This is a genomic window from Rufibacter hautae (assembly GCF_008271695.1).
In the GTDB taxonomy this organism is placed as follows: domain Bacteria; phylum Bacteroidota; class Bacteroidia; order Cytophagales; family Hymenobacteraceae; genus Nibribacter; species Nibribacter hautae.
In genome coordinates this window covers 82020-108725 of the sequence record NZ_VKKY01000002.1, presented here as the reverse complement: position 1 = coordinate 108725, position 26706 = coordinate 82020, and the positions used below count along the sequence as shown (strand labels likewise).

The window sequence follows — 26706 nt, the reverse complement described above, 5'->3', positions numbered from 1 at the left end:
ATTTGGATACTACCGGACGATTTCCACCCAGCCTTTGTAATTCCTGACATCGGGCTTGAGGCCGAAGAACTCTACCTCCACCTGGTAGTAGTAGGTGCCTTCAGAGAGGGCTTTCCCGCCGTTGTCTACGCCGCGCCAGTTCAGGCCCGGGTCTCCGGTGCTTTCATACACCTTGTTGCCCCACCGGTTGAACACCCGTAAAGTAGCCCTTCTAATAAAGGTTGCCCCCTGCTTAGGCGTAAAGACATCGTTCTTGCCGTCAGCGTTTGGCGTGAAGATGTTTGGCAGCGAGAAGATGATACAGTTGTCTTTGCAGACGATGTTGCTCTGCTCTCCTTCCACGCCATTCATATCAGTGGCAGTTACCACGTAGCACCCGGCGTACGAAAGCAGGTTCTGGTGGATGTATTGGTACACCGCCAGATTGGTATTGTCTACCGTGGCCAACTTCACGAAATCGCCTTCCTCGGTTTCACGGTAATACAGCGTATAGAAGTCAATGGCCGCGGCATCACAGCCAGGTGGTAAAGACCAGGTGAGCGTATTGGAGAAAGGCGGTCCGTTTGGCACGAAGTTCTCATCGCACACCAGCGGGTCAATGGCCAGCACCGGCACGCACAACCGGTTGATGATCACTTCCTGGCTGTTGTTGAGGATAGGGTCTGGCAGGAACGGGTTCTCGAAGGATCCTTCCGTCTGCACATAGACTCTATACTGCCTGCCAGGTTCCAAAGGCACACTTCTGGAATACGTTCCAGAGGTGGCCGTCGCCTGCACGCTGTCATAGCGCACAAAGTTTCTGCCTCCGTTCTGGTCCATGAAGATCACGTGCCATTTCTGGTCGCCAGCGGTGCTGGCATTGTTCCAGGGCACATTGTAAGTCCAGTTCAGTTCCATGGTTGGCCCATTGGCCCGTCCGGTCAAATAGACGCTGGAAGCCGTGGAAGAGTCTACCATAACGGTTGGGCTGCCCACTGTTCCTGAGTGGTAGAACTCCACTTTGTAGGTATAGGAGGTGTCCTGGGTGTTCAGGTTATTGTCGGTGAAGACCGTATCGTTCAAGCTAGTGAAGTTATAGCCGGTCACCGGTACGAAGGCAGCGGTAGCGCTACGGTTCTGGCCCGGAACGCGCAACAAGCGGTAACGGAACGGCGCGGTTAGCTGGGCTACGTTAGCTGGTCTTGGCTTGCTCCATTCCACCCGCATCTTCCCGGTGGTGGTGCTGGTTTCTGTTACGCTAACTTTAGTGAGCGAAATAGATTCCAGCGTGGCGCAGACTTCGTTGGAGGCGATGCTTTCACCTCCGCTTGGTTGCGGAAACTCTGCATAAATCCGGTAACAGTACGTTTTGTTGCGCTCCAGTCCTTGACCGTTGTTGTTATCCAGAAAAGTGGTAATCCCGGCACTGACCTGCCCTATTCTGGTATAACCGGCAGATGCTGGGATACCGGTTTCGCAGGCATCAGGCACAAAGTCAGAAGGCCCCTCTTTGCGGTAGATGTACATGATGGTGGCATTGGGACAAGTGTAGGCATTCCAGTTTAACCTGATGCTACTGCTTGACTGCGGCACTGCGCTCACCAAGACCGGAGGCGGCCCCACTACGGTGACTCGCCAGGGCTGGAGATCTACTAACACCAGCCTACAATCGGTTGGCTTGTCTTCTGCCCTGAACACCACCTGGTAAGGCTCCCTGCGCACGTCCAAGCAGGAAGTCTGCCAATTAAACGTGTGGGTTGAGTCATTCAGCCTGGGGAAGGATGCCTTGTTGGAGGCAGGAGGCAGAATGCTCCCTATAGCGGAGATAACCACCGGGTCCTTATCGGGGTCTCTGGCTTTGATGGTGGCCCGCAGGAAGGTTCCCGCCACAATACAGGTATCCTTGGGAATAATGAGGACCGGAGGCTGGTTAGGATCTTCCTTCACATTGATCTGCATATCCCGGATCACCTGCCCAATAAGACGCCCGTTGCGCCACTCCTCCACCGCAAACGCGATGTTAAACTCCCCAATCACATTGGGTGTATTCCAGGTCAATTGCCCGGTTCTTACATCAAAACTGAAACCGGCTGGTCCTCCGGGAAGGGCTGGCCCCAAAAAATTCTCCAATCCGCGGTAACCGGGAGCGGTTCTGCCCAGGGGATTTCCGCAGGCATCACTGCCGTTGGAGATCCTTGGCTCCAGGAATCTGAAAGAAAGACTGTCTCCGTCTGGGTCATAGGCGGCCGGGTTATGCACGAAAATCTTGTTCCGGGCGGCCACATCCACAGGGATAGACTGTAAGATCGGGGAGCGGTTGATTCCTAGGAAAGGGTCAACAGTGAGGGTGCTCTGCAAAAAGAACGTCTGCTGTACCGAGGAAGAAATGTTTACGACGCCCCCGTTGCGGTTCTCCCCCACAAAAGTCACCGTGAAAGTCCCTGGCCCGGAGTAAATGTGCTCAAAACGGTAGACGTTTACGAAGGTATTGTTCTGGCCACAAGCGCCTCCCGGGGCAATCAACGTTCTGGACTCCCGGGGCACCCGCTGGCTTGTACAGTCTCCAAAATAAAGAGTGGCTTCCAGATCCTCAAATGGCGGCGGTGCCACACTGTAGGTAATCAACGTAAAGAAAAAACGCAGGGGATTTTGACCGGCGGTGGTATCACTTTTCACGTATATGTTCCCGGCGCGTAAGTGGGTAGCCTGCGCCTGATGTGAAGAAAATAAAGAGAAAAGGAACAGCCCACACAACAAAAACAGGAAGGCCCTTACTTTTTGTAAAATTAGAGGCATATAGTAGCGGTTTGCATGCAAAAACAAAGATAGAAGAATCTCTAAATTGACCATGGATGATTACAACAAATGTATTGTACCATGGTTATATATGTACAGGTTTATGGCTATAACGAATTCTCCTTTCTACTGTTGTAATTCTAAAGCGCTATTCCCGTTTTTAAGCCATTTTCCCAAAAACAGTTCAAAAACACTAGCCTGCATTATTGAATCTCGTCCTTAGTAGAATTTAATTTAGAATAAATCAAAATAGACAGTTCAATTGCTTGAGAAAGCCGCGGCATGTACCTTTGAACAGATTTAACCAATCCTTTACACACCTTATTTATCAACCTTAACACAACAAAATGAGTTGGTTTTCTAAAACGTTTTCCAGTAGCATAGGCCGCAAACTTCTGGTGGCTGTCACTGGTTTGTTTCTCTGCTCTTTTTTGGTGGTGCACCTGGTGGGCAACCTGCAGCTGTTCAAGGGTGATGGAGGAGCTTCCTTCAACATCTACTCCCATTTCATGGCCACTAACCCTATCATCCGCACCATGGAAATAGTTCTGGTACTGGGTTTTGTGTTTCACATCTATGAGGCGCTGGTGCTTACCCGCCGCAACAAGAGCGTGAGAACCGTAGCCTACGCCTACAACAGACCACAGGACAACAGCAACTGGTCTTCCCGCAACATGGGTCTGTTGGGTACCGTTATCCTGGTGTTCCTGATCATTCACCTGTACAATTTCTTCTGGCGCGCCCGCTTCGGGGAGCCGAACATGATTGACATTGAAGGCACCGGCTATGATGACCTGTACTCAGTAGTGGTGCAGTCCTTCCATATCTGGTGGTATGTGTTGATCTATGTATTGGGCCAGATTGCGCTTGGCTACCACTTGTACCATGGCTTCTCCAGTTCTTTCCACACGCTGGGCTTAAACCACAAGAAATACACTCCGGCCATTCAGAAATTCGGGGCGTTTTTCTCTTTTGTGGTACCGGCTGGCTTTGCCGCCATGCCCCTGTACTTTTTCATCAAAGACGTTATCTTGAGTTAAGTAGATCACTATGATTTTAGATTCAAAGATTCCCGAAGGGCCATTGGCCGAAAAATGGGAAAAGCATAAATTCAATGTGAAGCTGGTAAACCCGGCTAACAAACGGAAATACGATATCATTGTGGTAGGTACCGGTCTGGCCGGAGCCTCTGCCGCCGCTACCCTGGCTGAGCTTGGGTACAACGTGAAGGCTTTCTGCTACCAAGACAGCCCACGCCGTGCGCACTCCATTGCTGCGCAGGGAGGTATCAACGCTGCCAAGAACTACCAGAACGATGGTGACAGCGTGTACCGGCTGTTCTATGATACCATCAAAGGCGGTGACTACCGCGCCCGCGAAGCCAACGTGTACCGTTTGGCCCAAGTGAGCGTGAATATCATTGACCAATGCGTGGCGCAGGGCGTTCCTTTCGCGCGTGAGTACGGCGGATTGCTGGCGAACCGCTCCTTCGGGGGTGCCCAGGTTAGCCGGACGTTCTACGCCAGGGGCCAAACCGGACAGCAGCTGTTGTTGGGTGCCTACTCTGCCCTGAACCGTCAGATCGCTTACGGTAAGGTGAAAATGTACCCACGTACCGAGATGCTGGATCTGGTAATGGTAGACGGCCAAGCCCGTGGTATCGTGACCCGTCATTTGGTGACGGGCAAGATTGAATCGCACAGCGCGCACGCCGTGATTTTGGCCACCGGTGGATACGGCAACGTGTTCTACCTGTCCACCAACGCCATGGGCTCTAACGCCACTGCCGCTTGGAGAGCCTATAAAAAAGGCGCCTTGTTCGCCAACCCATGCTTTACCCAGATTCACCCAACCTGTATCCCGGTATCGGGCGGGTATCAGTCTAAGCTGACGCTGATGTCTGAGTCCCTCCGGAACGACGGACGCGTTTGGGTACCGAAAGCAGTGGGTGACAACCGTGCCCCTCAGGACATTCCAGAAGATGAGCGCGATTACTTCCTGGAGCGTAAATACCCATCCTTCGGTAACCTGGTACCACGTGACGTGGCCTCCCGTAACGCCAAACTGGCTTGCGACGAAGGACGTGGCGTAGGAACCACCAAGCTGGCCGTTTACCTGGACTTCGCCGATGTTATTAAACGCGATGGTTTGAACACGGTAGTTCAGAAGTATGGTAACCTCTTTGACATGTACGCCAAAATCACCGGCGAGAACCCATATGAGCAACCCATGCGGATCTACCCTGCGGTGCACTACACCATGGGCGGTCTTTGGGTAGATTACAACCTCATGACCACTATCCCTGGTCTGTACGCCACCGGTGAGTGCAACTTCTCTGACCACGGTGCAAACCGCCTAGGAGCTTCTGCCCTGATGCAAGGTCTGGCGGATGGTTACTTCGTGATCCCGTACACCATTGGTGACTACCTGGCGCAGAATCCTACCGCTAGGATTGAGACCAGCCACCCTGCCTTCAAAGAGGCCGAGGCTGCCGTTCAGACAGAGGTGAACCGCCTGTTGAATGTAAATGGAACCAGAACCGTAGACGATTTCCACAAAGCCCTTGGTCTTTTGATGTGGGATTACTGCGGTATGGCCCGTAACGCCGAAGGTCTGCAGTACGCCAAACAGGAGATCAGAAAGCTGCGTGATGAGTTCTGGAGAGACGTGAAAATCCTTGGCGTAAACGAAGAGCTGAACGTGACCCTGGAGAAAGCCGGCCGCGTTGCGGATTTCTTGGAACTGGGCGAACTGATGGTAGATGACGCCCTGAACCGCAATGAGTCTTGCGGCGGTCACTTCCGTGAGGAATACCAGACCCCAGAGAACGAAGCCCTCCGTGACGATGAGAACTACACGTATGTAGCTGCCTGGCAGTACACCGGCACCAACCAACAGCCCGTATTGCACAAAGAGGAGCTGAAGTTCGAGAACGTGAAACTGACGCAGCGTAGCTACAAATAATGGATAATTAAGGATTAGGAATAAGAATTAAGAGGCCTTGTACTTTGTTCTATACATGACAACACCCCTTTTTCTGATTCCTAATTCAACATTCTTAATTCTTAATTAGAAAGAAATGGCTGGTAATAATCCTAACAGCAAACCAATGAACCTGACGCTGAAAGTGTGGAGACAGAAAAACTCCCAGGCGACCGGTAAGCTGGAAACATATAACATCAAAAACATCTCTCCTGAAATGTCTTTCCTGGAAATGATGGACGTGCTCAACGAAGACCTTCTCCTGCAGGGGATTGACCCGGTTGCGTTTGACCATGACTGCCGCGAAGGTATCTGCGGGATGTGCAGCCTGTACATCAACGGCCGGGCCCACGGCCCTGAGCGTGGTACCACCACGTGCCAGTTGCACATGCGCAAATTCTCTGACGGTGACACCATCACCATTGAGCCTTGGAGAGCAGGTCCGTTCCCAATCTTGAAAGACCTTTGCACCGACCGTTCCGCCTTGGATAGAATCCAGCAGGCCGGTGGTTACATCTCGGTGAACACAGGTGGGGTTCCGGACGCGAACGAGATTCCGATCCCTAAATCCATTGCTGATAAGGCGTTTGACGCTGCTACCTGTATCCAGTGCGGGGCTTGTGTAGCGGCCTGTAAGAACGGCTCGGCTATGCTTTTCACCTCTGCTAAGGTTTCCCAATTGGCTTTGCTGCCACAGGGGAAAGTAGAGCGCAAAACGCGCGTGGAGAACATGGTGGCTCAGATGGACAAAGAAGGGTTCGGGGCTTGTACCAACATCGGATCTTGCGCCGCTGAGTGCCCGGTGGGTATCTCCCTGGAGAACATCGCCATGCTGAACCGCGAGTACATCAACGCTTCTTTCACGTCAGAGAACGTGTAAGAACAACTAATTCCATAACGAAAGGCGGAGCTTCCCTAAGAGGCTCCGCCTTTCGTTTTTGGCCATTTTCAAGAATATGGCCTTGAAACAAAAGCCGAAGGAATCTGCGTTTAGCGGGGAAGCGCACAAAAGCAGTAACTTTAGCCCTGCTTACGCTGTTACACTAGCCTAACCTATAGCTTAATGATACTCATAATATCGGGCACCAACCGACCTAATTCCATCACCCTGAAAGTGGCCAACCTGTACCAACAATCACTCTCGGCCCGTGGGCAGGAATCAGACATTCTGGATTTGCAGGATCTTCCCCTTGATTTCGCCTCACCCAACCTCTACAAGAGTGAACTCTACTCGCAGGAATTCATTGACCTAAGGAAACGCGTGGCCGAGGTGCAGAAAATCGTGTTTATTGTGCCGGAATACAACTGCTCCTACCCTGGCGTGCTGAAGGCGTTTATTGATGGCCTGGAGTACCCGGCGGCCCTGCGCAGAAAGAAAGGTGCTCTAGTAGGCCTCTCTACCGGTAGCCAGGGCGGAAACATTGCCCTAAGCCACCTCACCGATGTGCTCCATTATTGTGGGCTGCACGTGCTGGCCCAGAAACCCCGCTTTCCTTACATCCACAAACACATGCAGGAAGGACAGTTCACCAACCCTCTGTACCGCCAGCTTCTGGAAGAACAGATAGAGGAATTTCTCTCTTTTTAGGAATCAAGCCGATACCTAAAGGTAAGTTGAAATCAACTATAGGCTGATTCATTCAATAAGAAAAACCTTCCTCTGTCTGTTGCATCTAAACACAAAAAAGAAGCCCTGAAACGCAATCCGTTTCAGGGCTTCTTTTTTAAAAACAGGGCTAAAATGCCTAGTCTACATTATCATGCAGGAAACGGTTGTCTCCTAAAAGTTCATTGTCATCGTTCAAGTTGAAGCGGGAGATCTTCTGCTCAGCCGAAGGCACCACGTTTTCCAGTTGCACGTTTCTGCGCAGGTAAGCAGGCACTTCCAGTTTCTCCTTGATGGAGGCATCTGAGTAAGCATCAGCGCTCAGTCTGCGGAGACGCTCGCGACGCTCATCCATTCTGCTTTGCTGTGGGTCTCTGCTTTCCTGGATCGGCTCTGGCACGAAAACCTCTTCCTCGTAGGCTGGCGTTACCACCCCATTATCAGAATCCAGGTCAAAAACGATACGGTTGGTGTTCTCAGCTACCGGAGCGGGTTTGCGCACGGGCTCATTGGCTACCAATTGGGTAGCGGTGGCCGGCGGGGTTACTGTGTACGTAGCGGATACTACCGGAGCGACTGGCTCAACAACTTCCTCAGTTATGGCCTGAGGCGCAGTTGCTCCAACGGGTGCTGCTGCCTCAAAAGACTTTTTTGGGGCTGGCAGGCTTTCTATTTCGCGTGCAAAACCAGTAGCAATCACGGTTACCCGGATGCTAGCTCCCAAAGAAGAATCAATACCATGGCCAAAAATCACCTCTGAATCATCGCCGGCTTTCTCCTGGATGTAATCAGTGATTTCGGTCAGTTCATCCATCTCCAGCTCAGCCTGGTCACCAGACATAATGGAAAGAAGGATTTTCTGCGCTCCGTGGATATCAGTGTTGTTTAGCAATGGAGAAGACAGGGATTCCTCCGCAGCCCGCAGCGCTCTGTTCTCACCTTCGGTGATGGCAGAACCCATAACGGCAGCGCCGGAGTCTTTCATGACCGTCTTCACGTCTTCAAAGTCCACGTTCACCTCAGAAGTCACCGTGATGATCTCGGCAATACTTTTGGCAGCAGTGGTCAGGACGTTATCGGCTTTGGCAAACGCCGCCCTAATAGGCAGGTTCCCAAACATCTCGCGCAGTTTATCATTGAGGATAACAAGAACGGTATCGCAGTTGTCGCTGAGTTCTTTGATTCCGTTGTCAGCGGCGGTGCGCTTCTTACGGCCTTCAAACGCGAAAGGAGCCGTAACGATACCCACCGTCAGGATGTCCATCTCCTTGGCTACTTTGGCAATTACCGGGGCGGCACCGGTACCGGTTCCACCACCCATACCCGCCGTGATGAAGACCATCTTGGTGTGGGCGCCTAACAGTTCTCTAATCTCCTCTTTGCTTTCCAAGGCAGCCTGTTTGCCACGCTCTGGGTTAGCGCCGGCACCAAGCCCTTCGGTAAGGGTGGTCCCGATCTGGAGTTTGTTAGGCACGCTGCTGCTTTTTAACGCCTGTTCATCGGTATTGCACACCACGAACTCCACGTCCTTAATGCCTTGGTTGAACATGTGGTTCACGGCATTGCTTCCCCCTCCGCCAACACCAATCACCTTGATGATAGACTTGGAGTGTGATGGCACATCAAACTTATACGATGAAAAACTCATGTTATCTCTCCTGAAATTACGCGTTAATAGTTCTGTTGCTTATCGTCAAAATCATCGATCAGCATGCCTTTGGTGCGTTCAAAGATCTTCTTGAAGAAGTCGCTTCCCCCGCCGCCACTAGGTTTCTGAACTGGTTTTGCCTCATTGGTGCTCCGGACAACCGGAGTGTTAGCCATTTCTGTATAGCGGTTTACCCGCTCATCCAGTGCCTGGTAACCAGCCAGAACCAAACCTACGGTAGTTGCAAACATGGGGCTTTTCACAGAGTCTATCTTGCTCTTACCCAAATGCTCATTCGGATATCCGATACGGGCATCAAGGCCTGTCAAGTACTCTACTAATTGCACCAGGTTCTGCAGTTGCGCACCACCACCGGTGATCACAACGCCTGCCGCCAATTGGTTGGCATACCCGCTTCTAACAATTTCTGAGTAAACGAGTTCAACAATTTCCTCCATTCTTGCTTCTATAATAAAAGCAAGGTTTTTTAAGGATATTTCTTTAGGAGTCCGGTCACGCAGGCCAGGGATGGAAACGATCTCATTATCAGAGGCTTCGTCCGCGATTGCCTTGCCAAAACGCACCTTCAGTTGCTCAGCCTGGTTCTGCATGACCATGCAGCCCTGCTTGATGTCTGAGGTGATGATGTTCCCCCCGAATGGAAGAACTGCGGTGTGCCGGATAATATTGTCTTTGAAGATGGCCAAGTCTGTGGTTCCGCCCCCAATGTCAATCAGGGCTACACCGGCTTCGCGCTCCTCTTCGCTCAGCACAGACATGCAGGAAGCCAATGGTTCCAAAATGAGTTGGTCAATTTCAAGACCGGCACGAGTGATGCACTTAGTGATGTTGTTCACCGCGTTAGATTGGGCCGTGATGATGTGGAAATTGCCTTCCAGACGCACGCCAGACATACCCACGGGGTCCATGATGCCGTCCTCGTAATCCACTTTGTAGTCTTGTGGCATGACGTGGATGATCTCACTGCCCGGCGGTGTCACCAGACGGTACATGTCATTGGTCAGACGGTTCACGTCTTCAACGGTGATCTCGCTGTCCAGGGAAGTGCGCGTAATGCTGCCGTTGTGCTGCAGGCTCTTGATGTGCTGCCCGGCAATACCCACGTTCACTACCTTTATGTCAATGCCAGATTGCTCTTCTGCCTGTCTTATCGCTTTACGGATGGCTTCAACGGTTTTGTCAATGTTGCTTACCATGCCCCGCACTACCCCTTCAGAAACCGCTTTTCCCAAGCCAAGGATCTCTAGCTTGCCGTATTCATTCTTCCTACCTACGAGCGCGCAAATTTTGGTTGTTCCAATGTCTAAGCCTACAACTATTTTGTCGTTCTGCGTCATGTTTTTAACTATTCACAAATAATCTGATCCTTGTATTCCACATTCAAGCGGCTGTACTTGTCCCAACCTACAACCGGCATCACTTCCTTGTAGAAAATGAAAAGCCGTCTGAATTTCTCCTGCACATTCACCGGTTTCCCGAATTCAATGCGCTGGTCACCCACCTGGGTCAAAAAGCTCACCTTGCCTTGCGGATCAATGTCCATGTGGGCAAGCTGGGCGTTCCAGAACGGGTCTTTTTCAATGTACCGTAGCAGGGACAGATACGCAATTCCCACTGAGTCCTGAAAAAAGGAACCTCCTTTGGCAGATGTCACCACTGAAGCTGTCACGGGGATGACATGGGCCGTGTACAGGGTAGACAAAGGCAGCTGATTTCCTTCTTCGTCCAGGTACACGTCCTTTTCAGTGCTTAGCAACCTGGCTATTGGCCGGTTTTGCTGAATCGTGACATTGATGTTTCCCTCCAGATCACGAGAGACCTCTGCTTCGCGCACAAATTTATGCGATTTAATCCGCATTTCCAGACGCTTGAGATCAATCTCCTCTTTTTTCATTCCCGTGAGCGGCTGACTCCCGTTACGGGTCAGCAGTGCCATCACTTCCGATTCACTAAGAAAGTAATTGTTATACTCATTATCAATTTTAATATTAACTTTTTTACATATTTTTCCCTCCTGTCTAGCTTTTGAAAATCCCGCTAAAAACACAAAGCCCCCCATGCAAAAAACGGCAAATAGAAGCGCTTTTACCTTTCTATTCCATAACATGGTCCTTCTCCTCCAGTAAGCATTTAATCTCTGGCACCAAGGTGTCTATATCCCCGGCCCCAACGGTAGCTAACACATTATAGTCCAAATCGTTTGCCAATAACTCCAACACTTCATTTTTTCGCAATAGGCGCTTATTCGTCTTCAATTGCTCAAACAATAATGCCGAGTTTACCCCCGGAATTGGCAGCTCCCGGGCGGGATATATCTCCAAAAGCCATACCTCATCCGCGAGGCTCAGGCTTCGGGCAAATCCATCTAAAAAGTCGCGGGTGCGAGTAAATAAGTGCGGTTGAAAGATTACCCTCAGCCTCTGCCCCGGATACAACGCCCTTACCGATTGAAGGAACGCCTCTATCTCTTTGGGGTGGTGAGCATAATCATCTAAATATACTCTTTTTTCAGATGCAAATACCTTTTCGAACCGCCTTTTTACACCCGTATACTCTGAAATTCCCGACCTTATTTTTTCCACTGGAACGCCGAGCAAGGAAACCGCCTGTGCGGCCGCCAGAGCGTTCTCCACGTTATGAAAGCCAGGGACCTGCAAAGCAGTCTCGGGCAGAAGTAAGTTCCGCCCCCGAGCCGAAAATTTCATGGCGCCCCCGGCAATCTTCACGTCCGTAGCGCTTAGTTCCTCATTCTCAAGCCGGTACCTGATCACGGTTACGGATGGGTCAATGGCCTCCGCCAGACTCTGATCTGCCGTATGGTTGAGCAACAAATAGCCGTTTGGTTTGATCTGCCGCACAAACTGCCGGAACGATTCCACCAATGCCTCCTTCTCCCCATAGATATCCAAATGGTCCGGATCGGTGGAGGTGACAATGGCGATATCTGGGTGAAGGGTAAGGAACGAGCGGTCATACTCATCGGCTTCCACCACGGCCAGGGCACGCTCCTCTTCCTGGTGCGGCAAGAGCAGGTTTGAGCCTAAATCCGTAGAAATACCCCCTAAAAAGGCAGAGGTGGAGACATTAGCGTGGTGCAGCAGGTGCGCCACCATTGACGAGGTAGTCGTTTTTCCGTGCGTGCCTGCCACAGCCACCAAATACTGGTCATGGGTGAGAAGCCCCAGCACCTGCGAGCGCTTCATGATGGTGAAGCCTTCCTGCTCCAAATACTGCCGCTCGGCGTGGTTAGCCGGAACGGCTGGCGTTAAGACCACCAGCGTTTCGGCCTTGTTTTCCCTAAAAGAGGCAGGAATCAGCTGCACGTCATCCTCAAAATGGATGGTGGCGCCTTCCTCGGTCAGCTTTTGGGTCAAGGGGGTGGGCGTACGGTCATAGCCGGCCACCGTGAACCCCTTGGCCAGGAACCACCGGGCAATGGCGCTCATGCCAATTCCCCCGATGCCCAGAAAATAGATATGGCGGTATTGGTGCAGGTTCATCAGGTTAGTTTCAAAAGTTCTTGGACAATGGCTTCTGTGGCGTGCGGTTTTGCCAACTGGGCAATGTTCTCACGCAAGGCCTGTTGCTTGTTTGGGTCTTTGGCCAAAGCAAAAGCGGCATCCCATAGTTTCTGCGAGGCCTCAAAGTCTTTCACCAGCACGGCGGCATCTTTCTGCACCAGGGCCATGGCGTTTTTGGTCTGGTGGTCTTCGGCCACGTTAGGCGAGGGCACCAGGATAGATGGTTTTTTGGCCAGGCACAACTCCGAGATGGATAGCGCTCCGGCCCGCGAAATCACCACATCAGCGGCGGCGTAGGCCAAGTCCATCCGTTTGATAAAATCAGAGGCTTTGATCTGGTCCGCAGGGTAGTTTCCCACCGATTCCTCGGCGGTGGGGAAAAAGGCTTTTCCGGTTTGCCAGATCAGGTTATAGCCCGCTTCCTGGATTTTCTGCAGCGCCAGTTGCGTGCTCTGGTTCAAAGTGCGTGCCCCCAGACTGCCCCCAATGACCAAGAACGTCAGCCGGTCTGGGTTCAGCCCGAAAAACTGCATGGCTTCGGTTCGTTTACCGTCCAGTTCAGTGATGTCACGGCGCACAGGGTTACCGGTGAGCACGATCTTGGCGCTGGGGAAATACTTGTACATGCTGTCATAGGCCACGCAAACTTTGTCCACTTTGTTGGCCAGCAGCTTATTGGTGATGCCCGCGTGGGAATTCTGCTCCTGAATGAGAGACGGAATCTCCATTTTGGTGGCTGCGTACAGCAGAGGGCCACTAGCGTAACCGCCCACCCCTACCACCGCATCGGGCTTGAAGTCTTTGATGATTTTGTAGGCCTTCCGGATGCTGGAAATCACTTTCAGCGGAAAGGAAAGATTGTCCACCGTAAGCCGGCGCTGTAGTCCGCTGATCCAGAGCCCGATAATTTTATAGCCGGCCTCCGGCACGCGCGTCATCTCCATGCGCCCTTGGGCACCCACAAACAGAATCTCCGCCGACGGGTGCAGGCGTTTGATTTCGTTGGCAATGGCCACGGCCGGGTAAATGTGCCCGCCGGTACCACCACCGCTGATGATGAATCTATATTGTCTCTCAGGCATGCGTCAACACATTAGCGGGTTTATTGGCCGTAGGCGTGGCGGCGAGTTTGGCTTCGTGCTCGCTGCGGCTAACACTCAGAATAATCCCGATGGAGATCCCGGTGAAAATGAGGGAGGTTCCTCCCATACTCAGGAGCGGCAGCGGCAGACCCGTGATCGGGCCCAGTCCAACGGCCACGCCCATGTTCACCATGGCCTGAATGACCAAACTGAAACTGATGCCCGCGGAGAGCAATCCGCCGAAAGCCCCCAAACTGTTGGTCACCGCCATCATGCCCCGGTAAAGAAAGGCGAGGTACAGGAACAGGATCACGGCGCCGCCCAACATACCGTATTCCTCAATGATGATGGCGTAAATAAAGTCGGAATACGGGTGCGGCAACACATTTCGCTGATCTGAGTTTCCGGGTCCTTTTCCCAAAACCCCGCCCGTAGCAATGGCGATATACGACTGCTCCAACTGGAAAACCGTCTGGTCTTTGTCCATAAAGTTCTCAATCCGGGAGAGTGCCGTGGAAGCCCGTTGTCCCAGCGCCAGCGCGATGGACCCGAACAATGCCCCCACCGCAATCATGATCATGATGGATTTCATAGGAATCCGGCCGATGAACATCAGGAGCAGGCAGGTCAAAAACAAAAGTAAACCGGTGGAGATGTTACTCATAGCGATCAAGCCGCAGATCAAACCACTCCAGAGAAACAGCGGAATCAAGGTCTGCTTGGACTCAATGTTCATCTGGCGCTTACTCAGAATGCTGGCCAGGTAAGAGATCAAGGCCAGTTTGGCCAAATCCGAAGGCTGGAAGGTCTGGTTAATCACCGGGATGGTCAACCAACGCGAGGCCTCGTTGATGTTAGAGCCTTTCAGGTACGTATAGATGAGCAACGGTACTGAGAAAATCAGGGCCAGCAAGCTCAATTTGGCATAGTAGCGGTAGTTGATCTTATGCGCGAGCCACACAAACGCGAGGCCTATGAAGATCAAGCTGGAGTGTTTGAACAGGTAGTACTCCGTGTTGCCGCCCATCTTTTTATAGGCCAGCGTACCGGTGGCGGAATATACCACCGCGATACTGATGAGCCCAAACGTCAGGACAATCCCCCACAAAATAGGGTCGCCTTTCAGGTTATCGCGAAGCCAGTTTTTTACAGGAGTCATGCTACGGTACTTTTAAGGGTGGCCACGGCCTGGGCAAACGAGCGGCCCCGGTGTTCGTAATTGTTGAATAGGTCAAAGCTGGCACAAGCCGGGGAAAGCAAGACCACATCACCGGCCTCGGCGAAGTCTTTAGCCAGTTGCACTGCCTCGTTCACGTCGCGGGTCTCTACCATTTTAAGCCCGGTTTCTGCAAAAGCAGCCAAAATCTTGCTGTTATCCATGCCCAGACAGACAATGGCTTTCACTTTCTCCTGCACCAGCGGCAGCAGCGGTGTGTAGTCATTTCCTTTGTCAGTGCCGCCTACCACCCACACAATGGGCTGCTGAATGCCGTCCAACGCGTACCAAACCGCTTCCACGTTCGTGGCTTTGGAATCGTTGATGAAACGCACTCCCTCTACCTCCCCTACCGGCTGCAAACGGTGCTCGGCGTTCTGGAACGTTCCCAAGGCTTCTTCAATCTGATTTGGCGCGATGCCGACGAGCAGCGCGGCGCCCACCGCGGCCATGGTGTTGTACTGGTTGTGCTGCCCAATCAAAGGAGACTTGGACGTATCTACTTTCGCCTTGATTTTCGAAAAAGAGGCTGAAATCAGTTGATCCTGAAACTGGATCGCCAAGCCATCTGAATCTTTCAGGCCAAACGGCATCTGCGTGCCCGGCACTTCGTGCGAAGCTTTGTACTTCATGATCTCGGCATCGTCCTGGTTGAAGAGGAAGAAATCCGCCGAGGTCATGTTCTGGGTGATGCGGAACTTGGCGCCTGCGTAATTCTCCATCTTGTATCCGTAGCGGTCCAAGTGATCGGGGGTGATGTTAAGCAGAATGCTGATATGCGCTTTGAAGCTGTACATGTTGTCCAACTGGAAACTGCTCAGCTCCACCACGTAGTAATCGTATCCGCCTTCCAGCACTTTGCCCGCAAGGCTCTCACCCACGTTTCCGGCTAAGGCCACTTTCAAGCCAGCGCTTTTCAGCAGGTGGTAAGTCAGCAGCGTGGTAGTGGTTTTGCCGTTGGTGCCCGTGATGCAGATGAACTTGCCCGAAGCATAGCGTCCCGCGAACTCAATCTCGGAGATCACCGGAATGTTCCGCTCCACCGCTCCGGAGATTACCGGCACAGTATCCGGAATGCCCGGGCTCTTAATGATTTCTGTGGCGGCATAGATCTGCTCCAAGGTGTGCGTGCCTTCCTCAAAAGGAATCTGCGCCTGGGCCAGTTGCTGCCGGTACTTTTCCGCAATGGAACCTCGGTCTGAGACGAACACGTCAAAGCCTTTGGCCTGTGCCAACAAGGCTGCCCCAACGCCGCTCTCCCCTGCTCCTAGTATGGCTATTTTCTGCATCGCTTTTGTTTTTATGTTCTTCGTTTCGGGCCTATTTTCCTTGAAAGGGACTCAAAACAGCTTATCTTAATTTCAGAGTCACCAGAGTCAGAATGGCCAGCATGATGCCCACGGTCCAGAACCTGGACACGATCTTGGATTCATGGTAGCCCAGCTTCTGGTAGTGGTGGTGCAGCGGCGACATTTTGAAAATGCGCCGGCCTTCGCCGTATTTCTTTTTGGTGTATTTAAAGTAGCTCACCTGCAGCATCACCGAGAGGTTCTCCACCAGGAAGATGCCGCACAGAATAGGGATTAAGAGCTCTTTTCTCAAAATCAGGGCTAAAACAGCGATGATCCCGCCGATGGAAAGTGAGCCCGTATCGCCCATGAACACTTGGGCCGGATACGAGTTGTACCACAGGAAACCCACGCAGGCGCCCACGAAGGCGGTACAGAAAATCACCAGTTCCCCGGTGTTGGGGATGTACATGATGTCAAAGTAATCGGCGAAAATGGAGTTACCGGATACCCAAGCGAACACCGCCAGAGTAGTCCCGATAATGGCCGAGGTACCGGCCGCCAGACCGTCAATCCCGTCGGTGATGTTGGCGCCGTTTGACACGGCCGTGATGATGATGATCACCAGCGGGATGTAGAGAAAACGGGCATAAGAACCCAGCAGCGGACTTGCGAAGCTGAAAAACTGGTAGTAGTCCAACTCGTTGTTCTTGGTGAAAGGCACCGTGGTGATCATCTTCCGGACATCGTTGAACGTGGTGGAGACGTCAATCGCGGAAAGGCCTTTGGTGGTCAGGTACTGGCGCACCACCACGTCCTCGGAGAAGAACAGCGTAAGGCCCACAATCAACCCCAAACCTACCTGGCCCATCACTTTGAAACGACCGGCCAACCCTTCTTTGTTCTTGCGGAAGACTTTGATGTAGTCATCCAGAAACCCGATGGCGCCTAGCCACACAGTAGACACCAGCATGAGCAGAATATACACGTTGTCCAGGCGCGCGAGCAAAAGCGTAGGCAGCAGAATGGCCAGCAAAATGATAAGACCGCCCATGGTGGGAGTTCCTCTTTTTTCCAGCTGACCTTCCAACCCAAGATCCCGAATGGACTCTCCCACCTGCCGGCGGTGCAGCAACCGGATGAGGCGCCCCCCAAAGATCATGGCAATCAGAAGCGAAAAGAGGGCAGCCAATCCGGCCCTGAACGAGATGTAGCGCATGACGCCCGCCCCGTAAAAGTCAAACTGCCTGTCCAGAAAATCAAAAAGGTAATAAAGCATCCGTTTCTTTTTATCGTGGGAGAAGAGTCAGTTTCAGTTCTCTTCTCACTTCCATCAGTTTAGTTTTCAGCCTTCGCGTTACTTCTGGAGCAAGGCAAATGACTCCTGCAGCACCTGCTTGTCGTCAAACGGCGACCGCACGCCTTTCACTTCCTGGTAAGTCTCGTGGCCTTTGCCCGCCACCAGGATGATGTCATCGGCTTCGGCCAGCAGTACGGCCGTCTTAATTGCCTCCCGGCGATCAATCACCGAGAGTGCTTTTTTCAGATCGGTGGGTTTCACGCCGGCCTGCATTTGGTTCAGGATTTCCTGCGGATCCTCGTCCCGCGGATTATCCGACGTCAGGATCACGCGGTCACTCATTTTAGCGGCGATATCGGCCATGACCGGACGCTTAGTGGCATCGCGGTTTCCGCCGCAGCCCACAATGGTGATCACTTTCTGCTCCGGTTTCCGGATCTGCTGAATGGTCTGCAGTACGTTCTCCAGCGCATCGGGCGTGTGGGCGTAGTCCACAATCCCGGTAATCTGGCCCGGCGACACCACGTAATCGAACCGGCCGGCGGCCGAGGAAAGGTTCGAAAGACTGGCTAACACCTCTCTGGAATCATCGCCCAGCAACGTAGCCGCGCCGTACACGGCCAGCAGGTTGTAGGCGTTGAACGTCCCGATCAGCCGGAACCACACTTCTTGTCCTTCCAGCTCCAGTTGCAGACCCTGGATAGAATTGTCCAGCAGGCGGGCTTTGAAATCGGCCTCTTTGCGGAGGGCATAGGTGTATTTGGCAGCTTTTGTGTTCTGCAACATGACCATGCTGCGCTTGTCATCAGCGTTCACCAGCGCGAAGGCCTTTCTGCTCAGGTGGTCAAAAAACAGCTTCTTGGCCCGGATGTACTCGTCAAAGGTGCCGTGGTAGTCCAGGTGGTCGTGGGTGATGTTGGTGAAAACCGCCCCGGTGAACTGCACGCCGGTCACGCGGTGCTGCACCAACGCGTGCGAGCTCACTTCCATGAAAGCGTGCGTACAGCCGGCTTTCACCATCTGGGCCAGCAAACCCTGGAGGGTAATGGCGTCTGGGGTGGTATGCGAGGCTGGGATCACGGTCTCGTTGATCTGGTTCTGCACCGTGGACAGCAGGCCGGCGTTGTAGCCCAGGTCACGGTAGAGTTTGTGCAGCAGCGTTACGCAGGTGGTTTTCCCGTTGGTGCCGGTTACGCCCACCAGTTTCAGTTTGCGGGATGGATTGCCGTAGAACTCGGCGGCTACCAGGCCCATGGCCTCGGCCACACTGGGCACCTGCACAAAAGTGACGGTCTCTGGGGCGTTTTGGGGCAGTTTTTCGCAAAACACGACTGAAACGCCTTGCTGCACGGCGGTGTCAATGAAGTCATGGCCATCGCGGAGCGTACCCCGGATAGCAAAGAAAGCCACGCCCGGGCCAGCCTGGCGAGAATCCATTGTTAACGCAGAAAGCTCGGGGTTAGAAGGCCCGAGCAATTGCGTTGACTGGAGTACCTGAAGCAGGTTTTCTAGTTGCGCCATGTGTAGTTAGTGTAATGGTGATGATTGTTCCTTTCGCCACGGGTTGCCCCGGCGGAATGCTTTGGCTCTCTACCCGTCCCAGCCCAATGGCCCTTACCTTGATGCCGTGGTTGCCCAGGAGGTACAGCGCATCTTTCAGGGTCATGTCGGTGACATCGGGCACCTGGCCCATTTTCACCGGCACCGGTTTCAGCGCCACCGATTGTTTCTGGGTGTCTACCCGCACCCAATCTTCCTCGGGGCTCAGCGGGTGGGCGCTCACGCCCAGCTTGTTGCACAGGATAGTCAGTTCTTCCTGGCTTCCGGCGTGCAGCACGGGCAGTTTGGGCTGTACCCCTACCGGCTTGCGCACCATAGGCGCGTGGATGGCCAGATCCTGGGCGTAGGCTTTGTCAGCCAGTTCCCGGAAAACCGGGGCGGCCACATCGCCCCCGTACTGGGCGTTTTTCTGCGGAGAGTCAATAATCACAATACAGCTATACTTCGGCCGGTCTGCCGGGAAGTAGCCTACAAAAGAAGTGGAGTATTTTCTGGTGTACTGGCCGTTGATCACCTTACGGGCAGTACCGGTTTTGCCGGCCACCTTGTAGTCTTTGCTTTTCAGGTTTTTGGCGGTTCCGTTCTCTACCACGCCTTCCATCATCTGGCGCAACTGCACCAGGGTCTGGTCAGAGCAGATTTTAGGGTTCAGGATTTTGGCCTCGTAAGACTCCAGGATCTGGTCGGCGCGCTTGATGCTTTTCACAATCATGGGCTGCACTTTCACACCGTTGTTGGCTACCGCATTGTAAAACGCCAGGGTCTGCAAGGGAGAGATTTTCAGCTCATAGCCAATAGCCATGGTGGAAAGTGACGGGCGGCTCCAGCTGCGGTCTTTGGGTGATTTGATGTAAGGCACCGCCTCGCCGTTCATCTGGAAACCCAGCGGCTGGTGCAACCCGAATTTGTGCAGGTAATCCACGTACTTCTGCGGGTCTTTCTCAAAGGTCTGCTGAATGAGCTTGGCTACCCCAATATTGGATGATTTTTCAAAAACCTGCTGTAAACTGATTCTGCCGTTGCCGTGGGTATCCGTTTTCACGGCCCCTCCAATGCGCTCAGAACCGTTGCCGGTATCTATGGTATCATTCAGGCTCATATCGGTTTCCTCCAGCAGGGCCATCATAGATGCCAACTTAAAGGTAGAACCTGGCTCGGTACGACCCTGGTTACCCACTGCGTAGTTGTAATCCTCGGCGTACACGCCTTCCGCCTGGCGGCCCAGGTTAGCAATGGCTTTGATGTGGCCGGTACTTACTTCCATCAGAATCACGCAGCCGTGGGCCGCGTCATTGAGGGTAAGGGCACGGTTAAGCGCGTTCTCGGCAACGTCCTGCAGGTTGATGTCAATAGTCGTCTGGATATCGAAACCGGGCATGGGTTTCACCTCGGTACCGTCGTTGATAGGCTTGTTACCACCCGCCATGCGCTCGTATAGGGCCTCGCCGTCTTTACCGGCCAGGTGGCGGTTAAAGGAGAACTCCAGCCCCGCGCCGTTGCGGTCTTCGTTAATAAACCCGATGGTCCGCTTGGCCAGGGACCCGAACGGCAGGAACCGGCGATCTAGTTTCTCAAAGATCACCCCGCCTTTGTTTTTACCGGCCCGGAAAATAGGCCATTTGGCCATCATCTTCTTGTCCTGGTAATTGATGAGGCGGCCGTTCAGGCGCACGTACTTGCGTCCAGCGCTGCGGGCGTTCTTGATTTTCTGCTTGTAATAAGACGGAGAACGATCTCCGTAGAAGCGCGACAGCTGAATGGCCAACGAATCAATGCCTTTGGAGAAGATATCGCTGGGCGAGATGGTGGGGTCAAACGCCACCCGGTAGAACGGCAATGACGTAGCCATGATGCGGTCATCATTGGAGTAGATGTTTCCGCGGGTAGCGAAAACCGGTTGGTAATGGAAACGCTTCTCATTGGCGATCTCGCGCCACCGGTCGCCGTCCTTGATCTGGATGTAGCCTACTTTGTAGATAATCGCGAACGCGAAAAGACAGATGGCCAAAAAAGCCAACCGTACCCGCGTAACGATGGACCTCTTAATATTCATCTTTCTTCAGAACTACTTGGATGGGTGGAGTGGAACTTTCCATGAGGCCAAGGGGCGCCACATTGCGGGCCACCTCAGATTGCTTGCTCGCCTCCATGTACTCAGATTTGAGCGTGGTATAGTCGGCGCGCAGGTCTTCGGTCTCGGCTTTGGTTTTGTCAATGCGGCGGAGCGTGCGGTCTGCGTAGTGGGTGTTGCCAATGTAGAACAAGGTCACGGCCATCAGGAATAACACCTTAGGCAAATAGCGAACCGGCAGACCTTCGGCGAAAAACCAGTCTACTTTGGTGTAGCGGTCCAACAGTTCAAACAAACTGGTGCTCTTCTGGCGCGGAGCGCGCGCCGGACGCGGTTTCTCTACCCTGGGCGTTTCCCTCACGGTGTTCGCCTTAGGCCGATTCACTTGTGGACGTACGGTGTTGACTGCCATAATTAAATCGTAAGTGTGTTTTCTCCCCTGCTATCTCTCTACTTCTTCAACGATTCAGGTGTCTCTCTTTTCTGCGCTACCCGTAGCTTGGCGCTGCGGGAACGGTTGTTTTCCTGTAACTCCAGCGCGCCGGGCACAATGGGCTTGCGGGTCACGGAATCCAAGGGTTTGATCTCATTCCCAAAGAAGTCTTTCTCCACTTCCCCAAAGAACTTGCCTTTTGCGATGTAGTTCTTCACTAAGCGGTCCTCCAGGGAATGGTAGGAAATCACCGATAATCTTCCGCCGGGCTTCAGCACTTCCACGGCCTGCTCCAGCATTTCCTCCAGAGCTTTGAGTTCATCGTTCACTTCAATGCGGAGCGCCTGGAACACTTGGGCCAGGTACTTATTCTCTTTGCCTCTGGGCGTGATGCCGGCAATGGCTTTCTTGAAATCTGCGATGGTCTCAATGGGCTGCACGTTCCGGGCCGAGACCAGCTCCCGGGCCAGGGTTTTGGCGTTCTTCACCTCACCGTACAACCCGAAGATTTTGTGCAGTTGCTCTTCCTCGTAGGTATTGACCACCTCCCGCGCCGTGAGCGGACTTTCGTTGTCCATGCGCATGTCCAGAGGACCGTCAAACCTAGTGGAGAACCCGCGCTCAGCGGTGTTGAACTGATGGGAGGAAACCCCCAGGTCAGCTAGAATGCCGTCTACCTGGCGCACGCCGTAGAGGCGCAGGTATTTCTTGAGGTAGCGGAAATTGGCTTTGACAAACGTGAATTTATCGGAGATCAGCCGTTCGGCCTGTTTTTCGGCATCGGTGTCCTGGTCAAAGGAGTAGAGTTGCCCACCCTGCATCTGCTCTAAGATGTGCGCGGAGTGGCCGCCACCGCCAAAGGTGACGTCTACGTAAATGCCGCCGGGTTTAATAGCCAACGCATCTACCGATTCCTGCAACAAAACGGGCTGGTGGTACTGCATAGGCGTTTATTCAGTTGGTGGTACACCCGGGGAATCCCCGAGGAACTTCTGCGCTAACTGCGAGAAGTTCTGTTGGTCCTTAATTAAAAATGCGTCGTATTTGTCTGGGTTCCAGATTTCCACCCGGTTCCCCAACCCTACCACAATGGTCTCCTTCTCAATCTCAGCGTACCGCACCATGGTGCGCGGCAAGATGAAACGGCCGGCATTGTCAAGCTCAATCTCAGTGTTTCCGCGGAAGAAATTCCGCTGGAAATGCCGGTACTCCTCGTTGAACTCGTTCAGCCCCGCCACCCGGTCATAGATCGTTTTCCACTCTGTTCTGGGGTACAACACCAGGCAGGGCTCAAACCCTCGGGTTAACACCACCTGGTTTCCGCACTCTTCGGGCAGGTTGGATTTGATTTTGGCAGGCAGCACCAATCTTCCCTTCGGGTCTAGCTTACATTCGTATTCGCCGGAGAGGAAGTTCATGGTAGCTTGGGCAGTGACGACAGTCTTTGGTACAAAGCAAAAGTACTAAAGGCCGAAGCAAAGTCAACCACGGTCTCCCACTTTTTCCCACTTTGTGGATAAATCATGGTTATCCACTCCACTTATACACATTATCCACATTTTCCCTCTTTCACTTCGGGATAAGTTTTGGAAAACCTTTCTGAAATATTTGCTAAATAACACGTGAACACTTACACAGTATATTGATTAACAATTACTTACATAAATTATAAAGCTAAAAATCCCCCTAAAAACCGGCGGTGGGTGGAAGGTGGAGGAAAGTGGAGCGAAATTCCATATCTTTGCGGTATGCGTGGGAAACTCCGACATATTGTGCTTCTGGTAGTGGCTTTTTGCCTCCTGACGGGCTCTATTGGCGTGGCAGCAACGCATAGGTTCTGTGCCATGTTGGGCATGTCTCAAATGGAGGAAGCCGGACTGAAATCTGATGGCTCTGACTGTTGCGCGGCGGAGAAAAAGTCTTCTTGCCCAGCGGAGGTCACCAAGGTGGACCAGCAGTCTTGCTGCAGCTTTTCAGTGACCTACCACAAACTGGACATTCCTTCCATCCTGAAATTCAGCAAGGTGGAATTGCTGGCTATCTCGCCCATGCTCACTACTTCTTTTCTGGTGCCGCCGGTAGCTACCGTGCCGGTCATTGGTTCCTGGGCTTTTTATTCAGATAGCTCCCCACCGCTGGCGGGCCGGGAACTCCTGCACCGCCTGCACACCCTTATCGTTTAGGTCCTACTTTTCACAAATCGGGCAGAAAACGGCGTCAGCTGCGTTTTTGCCTTCAGAAAAGATGTTGAATCTAAATGAAATCCAATCCATGTTATCTTATAGACGTCGTGCTTTCTGGGCAATGACACTCTTGGGGCTTCTGCTTTCTTTTGCAGGACAGGCCCAAAACCTGGCAGGCCGCGTGGTAGATGCGGCCAACGCCACCCCGCTCATCGGGGCCTCGGTGATCTGGCTGGGCACAAACCAAGCTACCAGCACTGATGCCAACGGCCACTTCACGCTGGCTCCTGCCCCTGCCGGGCAAACCGCCATTCTAGTCACGTACATCGGTTACAAACCAGACACGGTGCAGGTGCAGGGCCGTTCCCATCTAGTAGTGCAATTGAAATCTGTTACCTCCATCAAGGAAGTGACCATCACGGGAAAACAGGACCGATACTCGGCCATGACGCCTACCAACTCGCAGGTGATCACGGCCAAGGACCTGACCAAATCGGCGTGCTGCAACTTGGCCGAGAGTTTTGAGACAAACGCCTCAGTAGAGGTTTCCACCTCAGATGCGGTGTCTGGCGCGAAGCAGATCCAGATGCTGGGCCTGGACGGAGCCTACACCTTAATGACCACCGACAACGTGCCGGCCCTACGCGGCTTGGCTACCCCCTACCGCCTGAATTACCTGTCCGGTACTTATATAGAGGCCATAGACATCATCAAAGGCACCGGCTCGGTGTTGAATGGCTATGAGTCGATCTCGGGGCAGGTGAACGTACGGCTGAAAGATCCGGAGAAGTCTGACCGGGTGTTTGTGAACCTCTACGGCAACAGTTTGGCCAAGTGGGATGCCAACGTGAACACCTCCTTCACGCTTACGCCCAAGCTCAGCACCGTGCTCATGCTGCACACCGACCAGCTCAGCAATCGGGTGGACAACAACCACGACGGTTTTCTGGACCTGCCGCTGGGCAAGCATTACAACGTGTTCAACAAGTGGAAGTACAACACGGGCAAGCAGTGGGTAGCCGAGCTTGGCATCCAGGCCTTACGGGAAACCCGGATTGGGGGGCAGGTAGGCTACCGCTCGGGTATGCCGCAGCAGGAAGGCAGTTTTTACGGTACTGAGTCAGAGACAGACCGCGTGAGTGGCTTTTCCAAAACTTCCTACACGTTCAAAAATAAGCCGTATCAGAGCATCGGGTTGATTCTTTCCGGGGCCCGGCACGACTTTGACTCGCAGTATGGTACTAGACCTTACAAAGGCTTCCAGAACACCGGATTGGCCAATCTGATTTTCCAGTCGGCGTTTGGGAACACGGCCCACACGTACAAAACCGGGCTGAGCTACCAGTACGAAGACTACCAGGAGAACCTGGCCGGGCAGCGTCTGAAACGCCAAGAGCGGGTACCCGGCGCGTTTTTCGAGTATATTTACCAAAACAGCACCAATCTGACGTTGGTAGGCGGCGTACGTGCCGATCATCACAATCTCTATGGCTGGGTGTACACGCCCCGGTTCAACGTGAAGTATGATTTCAACCCCAACTCCATTGTGCGGGTAGCGGCCGGAAAAGGCTTTAGGGTAGCCAATCCTATCGCCGAGAACGTGGCCTCGCTCATCAGCAACCGCGCTTTCTTTTTCCAGAACGATCTGCAGCCCGAAAAAGCCTGGAACCTGGGCGGAAGCTTCACACAGTACTTTGAGGTGGGCGAGCGCAAAGGCGCCTTCATCACCGATTACTACTACACCACCTTCCAGAACCAGATTGTGCCCGATATGTACAGCAGCCCGTATCAGGTGGCGTTCACGAACCTGAACGGACGTTCATTCTCCAAAAGCTTCCAAGCCGAGGTGCAGTACGAGCTCACGTCCATGCTGGACATAAAGGCAGCCTACAAGTACTTTGACGTGCGCACCACCTACAACGGCGAGCTATTGCGGCGCCCGTTCATCCCCAACCACCGCGCCTTCCTGAACCTGGGCTTCGCGACGCCTTTTGACAAGTGGCGCGCCGATCTAACGGCCCAGTGGTTCGGGAAGAGGCTGGTGCCCTCCATGGACCACGACATGAACCACCACGAAACCTCCATCATGACCCGAACTGTTAGCCCGTACGCGGTGTTTAATGGTCAGATCACGCGGGCGTTCAAACGTTGGGAAGTGTACCTGGGCGGCGAAAACCTGCTGGATTACAAACAGAAGAACCCCATTGTGGGCGCTGACAATCCCTTCGGTCAGGAGTTTGACGCCAGCATGGTATGGGCCCCAGTCATCGGGCGGGTGATTTACGCCGGCCTGCGCTTTACCCTGAAATAATTGCTCATGGTTGATTGTTGATTGCTTTATCAAAAAACCAGAAAACAATCAGCAATAAACAATCAATAATGAATGGTTTTTGGCCCGATTATGGCAAAACAGGCCTAAAACAGAAGGCAGAACTTAAACGAATATCTTCAACCATAACCCAAAACAAATGAAAACCCTTAAAATCTGGATGCTTTCCTTAGTGCTCACCGGTTTGGCTTCTTTCTCTTTCGCCCAAGGCGGCGGCAAAGCCGAAGAGGTGAAAATCAAGACCTCGGCGGTGTGCGATATGTGCAAAGCCACTATTGAAAAAGGCCTGGCTTACGAGAAAGGCGTGAACAAAGCCACCTTGGACGTAGACTCCAAAGTGCTTACCGTTTCTTTCAACGGCCAGAAAACATCGGTAGAGAAACTGAGAAAAGCCGTGAACGAGTTAGGCTATGACGCCGATGACACCAAGGCCACTCCACGTGCCTACGACCGGCTGGATGGATGCTGCAAAAAAGACGCTGTTCACTAAGCCTCTCCACTACCTATAAAACAAGAAAGCCTGTTCCTCAAGAGCAGGCTTTCTTGTTTTCCAAAACCTCCGTTTACGGCATCCTTTTCCAGAAACCTGCCCAAAACAGAAATTCGAATTTGCCTATAAAATCAACCTTAGCCTTGATTTAGAATCTGGGCGCAGGCTGTGGTTCGTACATGTTAGCCACTTACATCTAC

21 protein-coding genes are annotated in these 26706 nt (G+C 52.9%); 7 read left to right on the top strand and 14 right to left on the bottom strand.

The features are described 5' to 3' along the window. Positions 1-9: 9 nt before the first annotated feature. Entirely contained in the window at positions 10-2655 is a 2646-nt protein-coding gene (locus FOA19_RS09580) for a T9SS type B sorting domain-containing protein (RefSeq protein WP_190300346.1), read from the bottom strand. A gap of 467 nt (positions 2656-3122) precedes the next feature. Here FOA19_RS09580 and FOA19_RS09575 point away from each other — a divergent pair, with 467 nt between their 5' ends. From FOA19_RS09575 to FOA19_RS09560, 4 genes are all read left to right on the top strand, one after another. Beyond that, the gene (locus FOA19_RS09575) at positions 3123-3815 is read left to right on the top strand and encodes a succinate dehydrogenase cytochrome b subunit (RefSeq protein ID WP_149090619.1); all 693 of its coding nucleotides are present in this window, start codon (positions 3123-3125) and stop codon (positions 3813-3815) included. Between the two features lie 10 nt (positions 3816-3825). Beyond that, a complete protein-coding gene (locus tag FOA19_RS09570; RefSeq protein ID WP_149090618.1) occupies positions 3826-5739 on the top strand; it encodes a fumarate reductase/succinate dehydrogenase flavoprotein subunit in 1914 nt (637 codons plus the stop codon). A 145-nt stretch (positions 5740-5884) separates the two neighbouring features. After that, complete coding sequence (locus tag FOA19_RS09565) at positions 5885-6637, top strand: succinate dehydrogenase/fumarate reductase iron-sulfur subunit (protein WP_149091881.1); 753 nt, start codon at positions 5885-5887, stop codon at positions 6635-6637. Positions 6638-6820: 183 nt separating this feature from the next. Further along, the gene (locus tag FOA19_RS09560) at positions 6821-7345 is read left to right on the top strand and encodes an NADPH-dependent FMN reductase (protein ID WP_149090617.1); all 525 of its coding nucleotides are present in this window, start codon (positions 6821-6823) and stop codon (positions 7343-7345) included. Positions 7346-7502: 157 nt separating this feature from the next. On the opposite strand, the gene ftsZ is transcribed toward FOA19_RS09560, so the two are convergent. The 13 genes from ftsZ to mraZ all read right to left on the bottom strand — a co-directional run bounded on the left by ftsZ (position 7503) and on the right by mraZ (position 22922). Next, on the bottom strand, positions 7503-9011 hold the full coding sequence (gene ftsZ / locus FOA19_RS09555) for a cell division protein FtsZ (protein ID WP_149090616.1): 1509 nt from the start codon (positions 9009-9011) through the stop codon (positions 7503-7505). 23 nt (positions 9012-9034) lie between these two features. Further along, complete coding sequence (gene ftsA / locus FOA19_RS09550) at positions 9035-10369, bottom strand: cell division protein FtsA (RefSeq protein WP_123126329.1); 1335 nt, start codon at positions 10367-10369, stop codon at positions 9035-9037. Between the two features lie 8 nt (positions 10370-10377). Next, the gene (locus FOA19_RS09545; RefSeq protein WP_223808818.1) at positions 10378-10968 is read right to left on the bottom strand and encodes a cell division protein FtsQ/DivIB; all 591 of its coding nucleotides are present in this window, start codon (positions 10966-10968) and stop codon (positions 10378-10380) included. Between the two features lie 157 nt (positions 10969-11125). Next, on the bottom strand, positions 11126-12532 hold the full coding sequence (murC, locus tag FOA19_RS09540; protein WP_149090614.1) for a UDP-N-acetylmuramate--L-alanine ligase: 1407 nt from the start codon (positions 12530-12532) through the stop codon (positions 11126-11128). Then, the gene (gene murG / locus FOA19_RS09535; protein WP_149090613.1) at positions 12532-13635 is read right to left on the bottom strand and encodes an undecaprenyldiphospho-muramoylpentapeptide beta-N-acetylglucosaminyltransferase; all 1104 of its coding nucleotides are present in this window, start codon (positions 13633-13635) and stop codon (positions 12532-12534) included. Before murG ends, murC begins: the two co-directional genes overlap by 1 nt. Then, positions 13628-14794, bottom strand: coding sequence for an FtsW/RodA/SpoVE family cell cycle protein (locus FOA19_RS09530; protein WP_149090612.1), 1167 nt, complete (start codon positions 14792-14794; stop codon positions 13628-13630). Before FOA19_RS09530 ends, murG begins: the two co-directional genes overlap by 8 nt. Next, positions 14791-16140, bottom strand: a complete 1350-nt coding sequence (gene murD, locus FOA19_RS09525; RefSeq protein WP_149090611.1) for a UDP-N-acetylmuramoyl-L-alanine--D-glutamate ligase — start codon at positions 16138-16140, stop codon at positions 14791-14793. Before murD ends, FOA19_RS09530 begins: the two co-directional genes overlap by 4 nt. Before the next feature lie 61 nt (positions 16141-16201). Further along, positions 16202-17419, bottom strand: a complete 1218-nt coding sequence (gene mraY / locus FOA19_RS09520; protein WP_149090610.1) for a phospho-N-acetylmuramoyl-pentapeptide-transferase — start codon at positions 17417-17419, stop codon at positions 16202-16204. Positions 17420-17497: 78 nt separating this feature from the next. Further along, positions 17498-18961 (bottom strand): UDP-N-acetylmuramoyl-L-alanyl-D-glutamate--2,6-diaminopimelate ligase, encoded by a 1464-nt coding sequence (locus tag FOA19_RS09515; RefSeq protein WP_149090609.1) that lies wholly within the window; start codon positions 18959-18961, stop codon positions 17498-17500. Further along, entirely contained in the window at positions 18900-21053 is a 2154-nt protein-coding gene (locus tag FOA19_RS09510; protein WP_149090608.1) for a penicillin-binding protein, read from the bottom strand. The genes FOA19_RS09515 and FOA19_RS09510 overlap by 62 nt, the downstream gene beginning before the upstream one ends. Then, positions 21043-21483 (bottom strand): FtsL-like putative cell division protein, encoded by a 441-nt coding sequence (locus tag FOA19_RS09505; RefSeq protein WP_149090607.1) that lies wholly within the window; start codon positions 21481-21483, stop codon positions 21043-21045. The genes FOA19_RS09510 and FOA19_RS09505 overlap by 11 nt, the downstream gene beginning before the upstream one ends. 38 nt (positions 21484-21521) lie before the next feature. Continuing rightward, complete coding sequence (gene rsmH, locus FOA19_RS09500) at positions 21522-22448, bottom strand: 16S rRNA (cytosine(1402)-N(4))-methyltransferase RsmH (RefSeq protein WP_149090606.1); 927 nt, start codon at positions 22446-22448, stop codon at positions 21522-21524. Between the two features lie 6 nt (positions 22449-22454). After that, positions 22455-22922, bottom strand: a complete 468-nt coding sequence (gene mraZ, locus FOA19_RS09495) for a division/cell wall cluster transcriptional repressor MraZ (RefSeq protein ID WP_149090605.1) — start codon at positions 22920-22922, stop codon at positions 22455-22457. Positions 22923-23252: 330 nt separating this feature from the next. On the opposite strand from mraZ, the gene FOA19_RS09490 reads away from it, so the two are divergent. The 3 genes from FOA19_RS09490 (at position 23253) to FOA19_RS09480 (ending at position 26506) form a co-directional block, all read left to right on the top strand. Beyond that, the gene (locus FOA19_RS09490) at positions 23253-23687 is read left to right on the top strand and encodes a hypothetical protein (RefSeq protein ID WP_149090604.1); all 435 of its coding nucleotides are present in this window, start codon (positions 23253-23255) and stop codon (positions 23685-23687) included. Positions 23688-23775: 88 nt separating this feature from the next. After that, positions 23776-25998 carry a TonB-dependent receptor gene (locus FOA19_RS09485; protein WP_149090603.1) on the top strand — a complete coding sequence of 741 codons (2223 nt, stop codon included), beginning with the start codon at positions 23776-23778 and terminating at the stop codon, positions 25996-25998. Between the two features lie 157 nt (positions 25999-26155). Beyond that, on the top strand, positions 26156-26506 hold the full coding sequence (locus FOA19_RS09480; protein WP_149090602.1) for a heavy-metal-associated domain-containing protein: 351 nt from the start codon (positions 26156-26158) through the stop codon (positions 26504-26506). The last annotated feature ends 200 nt before the right edge of the window (positions 26507-26706 follow it).

What these genes read in the sequence shown, in the direction of transcription:
- FOA19_RS09575 (WP_149090619.1), top strand. Translation starts at nt 3,123, where the DNA reads ATGAGTTGGTTTTCTAAAACGTTTTCCAGTAGCATAGGCCGCAAACTT.
- FOA19_RS09570 (WP_149090618.1), top strand. Translation starts at nt 3,826, where the DNA reads ATGATTTTAGATTCAAAGATTCCCGAAGGGCCATTGGCCGAAAAATGG.
- FOA19_RS09565 (WP_149091881.1), top strand. Translation starts at nt 5,885, where the DNA reads ATGAACCTGACGCTGAAAGTGTGGAGACAGAAAAACTCCCAGGCGACC.
- FOA19_RS09560 (WP_149090617.1), top strand. Translation starts at nt 6,821, where the DNA reads ATGATACTCATAATATCGGGCACCAACCGACCTAATTCCATCACCCTG.
- ftsZ (WP_149090616.1), bottom strand. Translation starts at nt 9,011, where the DNA reads ATGAGTTTTTCATCGTATAAGTTTGATGTGCCATCACACTCCAAGTCT.
- ftsA (WP_123126329.1), bottom strand. Translation starts at nt 10,369, where the DNA reads ATGACGCAGAACGACAAAATAGTTGTAGGCTTAGACATTGGAACAACC.
- FOA19_RS09545 (WP_223808818.1), bottom strand. Translation starts at nt 10,968, where the DNA reads ATGGCACTGCTGACCCGTAACGGGAGTCAGCCGCTCACGGGAATGAAA.
- murC (WP_149090614.1), bottom strand. Translation starts at nt 12,532, where the DNA reads ATGAACCTGCACCAATACCGCCATATCTATTTTCTGGGCATCGGGGGA.
- murG (WP_149090613.1), bottom strand. Translation starts at nt 13,635, where the DNA reads ATGCCTGAGAGACAATATAGATTCATCATCAGCGGTGGTGGTACCGGC.
- FOA19_RS09530 (WP_149090612.1), bottom strand. Translation starts at nt 14,794, where the DNA reads ATGACTCCTGTAAAAAACTGGCTTCGCGATAACCTGAAAGGCGACCCT.
- murD (WP_149090611.1), bottom strand. Translation starts at nt 16,140, where the DNA reads ATGCAGAAAATAGCCATACTAGGAGCAGGGGAGAGCGGCGTTGGGGCA.
- mraY (WP_149090610.1), bottom strand. Translation starts at nt 17,419, where the DNA reads ATGCTTTATTACCTTTTTGATTTTCTGGACAGGCAGTTTGACTTTTAC.
- FOA19_RS09515 (WP_149090609.1), bottom strand. Translation starts at nt 18,961, where the DNA reads ATGGCGCAACTAGAAAACCTGCTTCAGGTACTCCAGTCAACGCAATTG.
- FOA19_RS09510 (WP_149090608.1), bottom strand. Translation starts at nt 21,053, where the DNA reads ATGAATATTAAGAGGTCCATCGTTACGCGGGTACGGTTGGCTTTTTTG.
- FOA19_RS09505 (WP_149090607.1), bottom strand. Translation starts at nt 21,483, where the DNA reads ATGGCAGTCAACACCGTACGTCCACAAGTGAATCGGCCTAAGGCGAAC.
- rsmH (WP_149090606.1), bottom strand. Translation starts at nt 22,448, where the DNA reads ATGCAGTACCACCAGCCCGTTTTGTTGCAGGAATCGGTAGATGCGTTG.
- mraZ (WP_149090605.1), bottom strand. Translation starts at nt 22,922, where the DNA reads ATGAACTTCCTCTCCGGCGAATACGAATGTAAGCTAGACCCGAAGGGA.
- FOA19_RS09490 (WP_149090604.1), top strand. Translation starts at nt 23,253, where the DNA reads ATGCGTGGGAAACTCCGACATATTGTGCTTCTGGTAGTGGCTTTTTGC.
- FOA19_RS09485 (WP_149090603.1), top strand. Translation starts at nt 23,776, where the DNA reads ATGTTATCTTATAGACGTCGTGCTTTCTGGGCAATGACACTCTTGGGG.
- FOA19_RS09480 (WP_149090602.1), top strand. Translation starts at nt 26,156, where the DNA reads ATGAAAACCCTTAAAATCTGGATGCTTTCCTTAGTGCTCACCGGTTTG.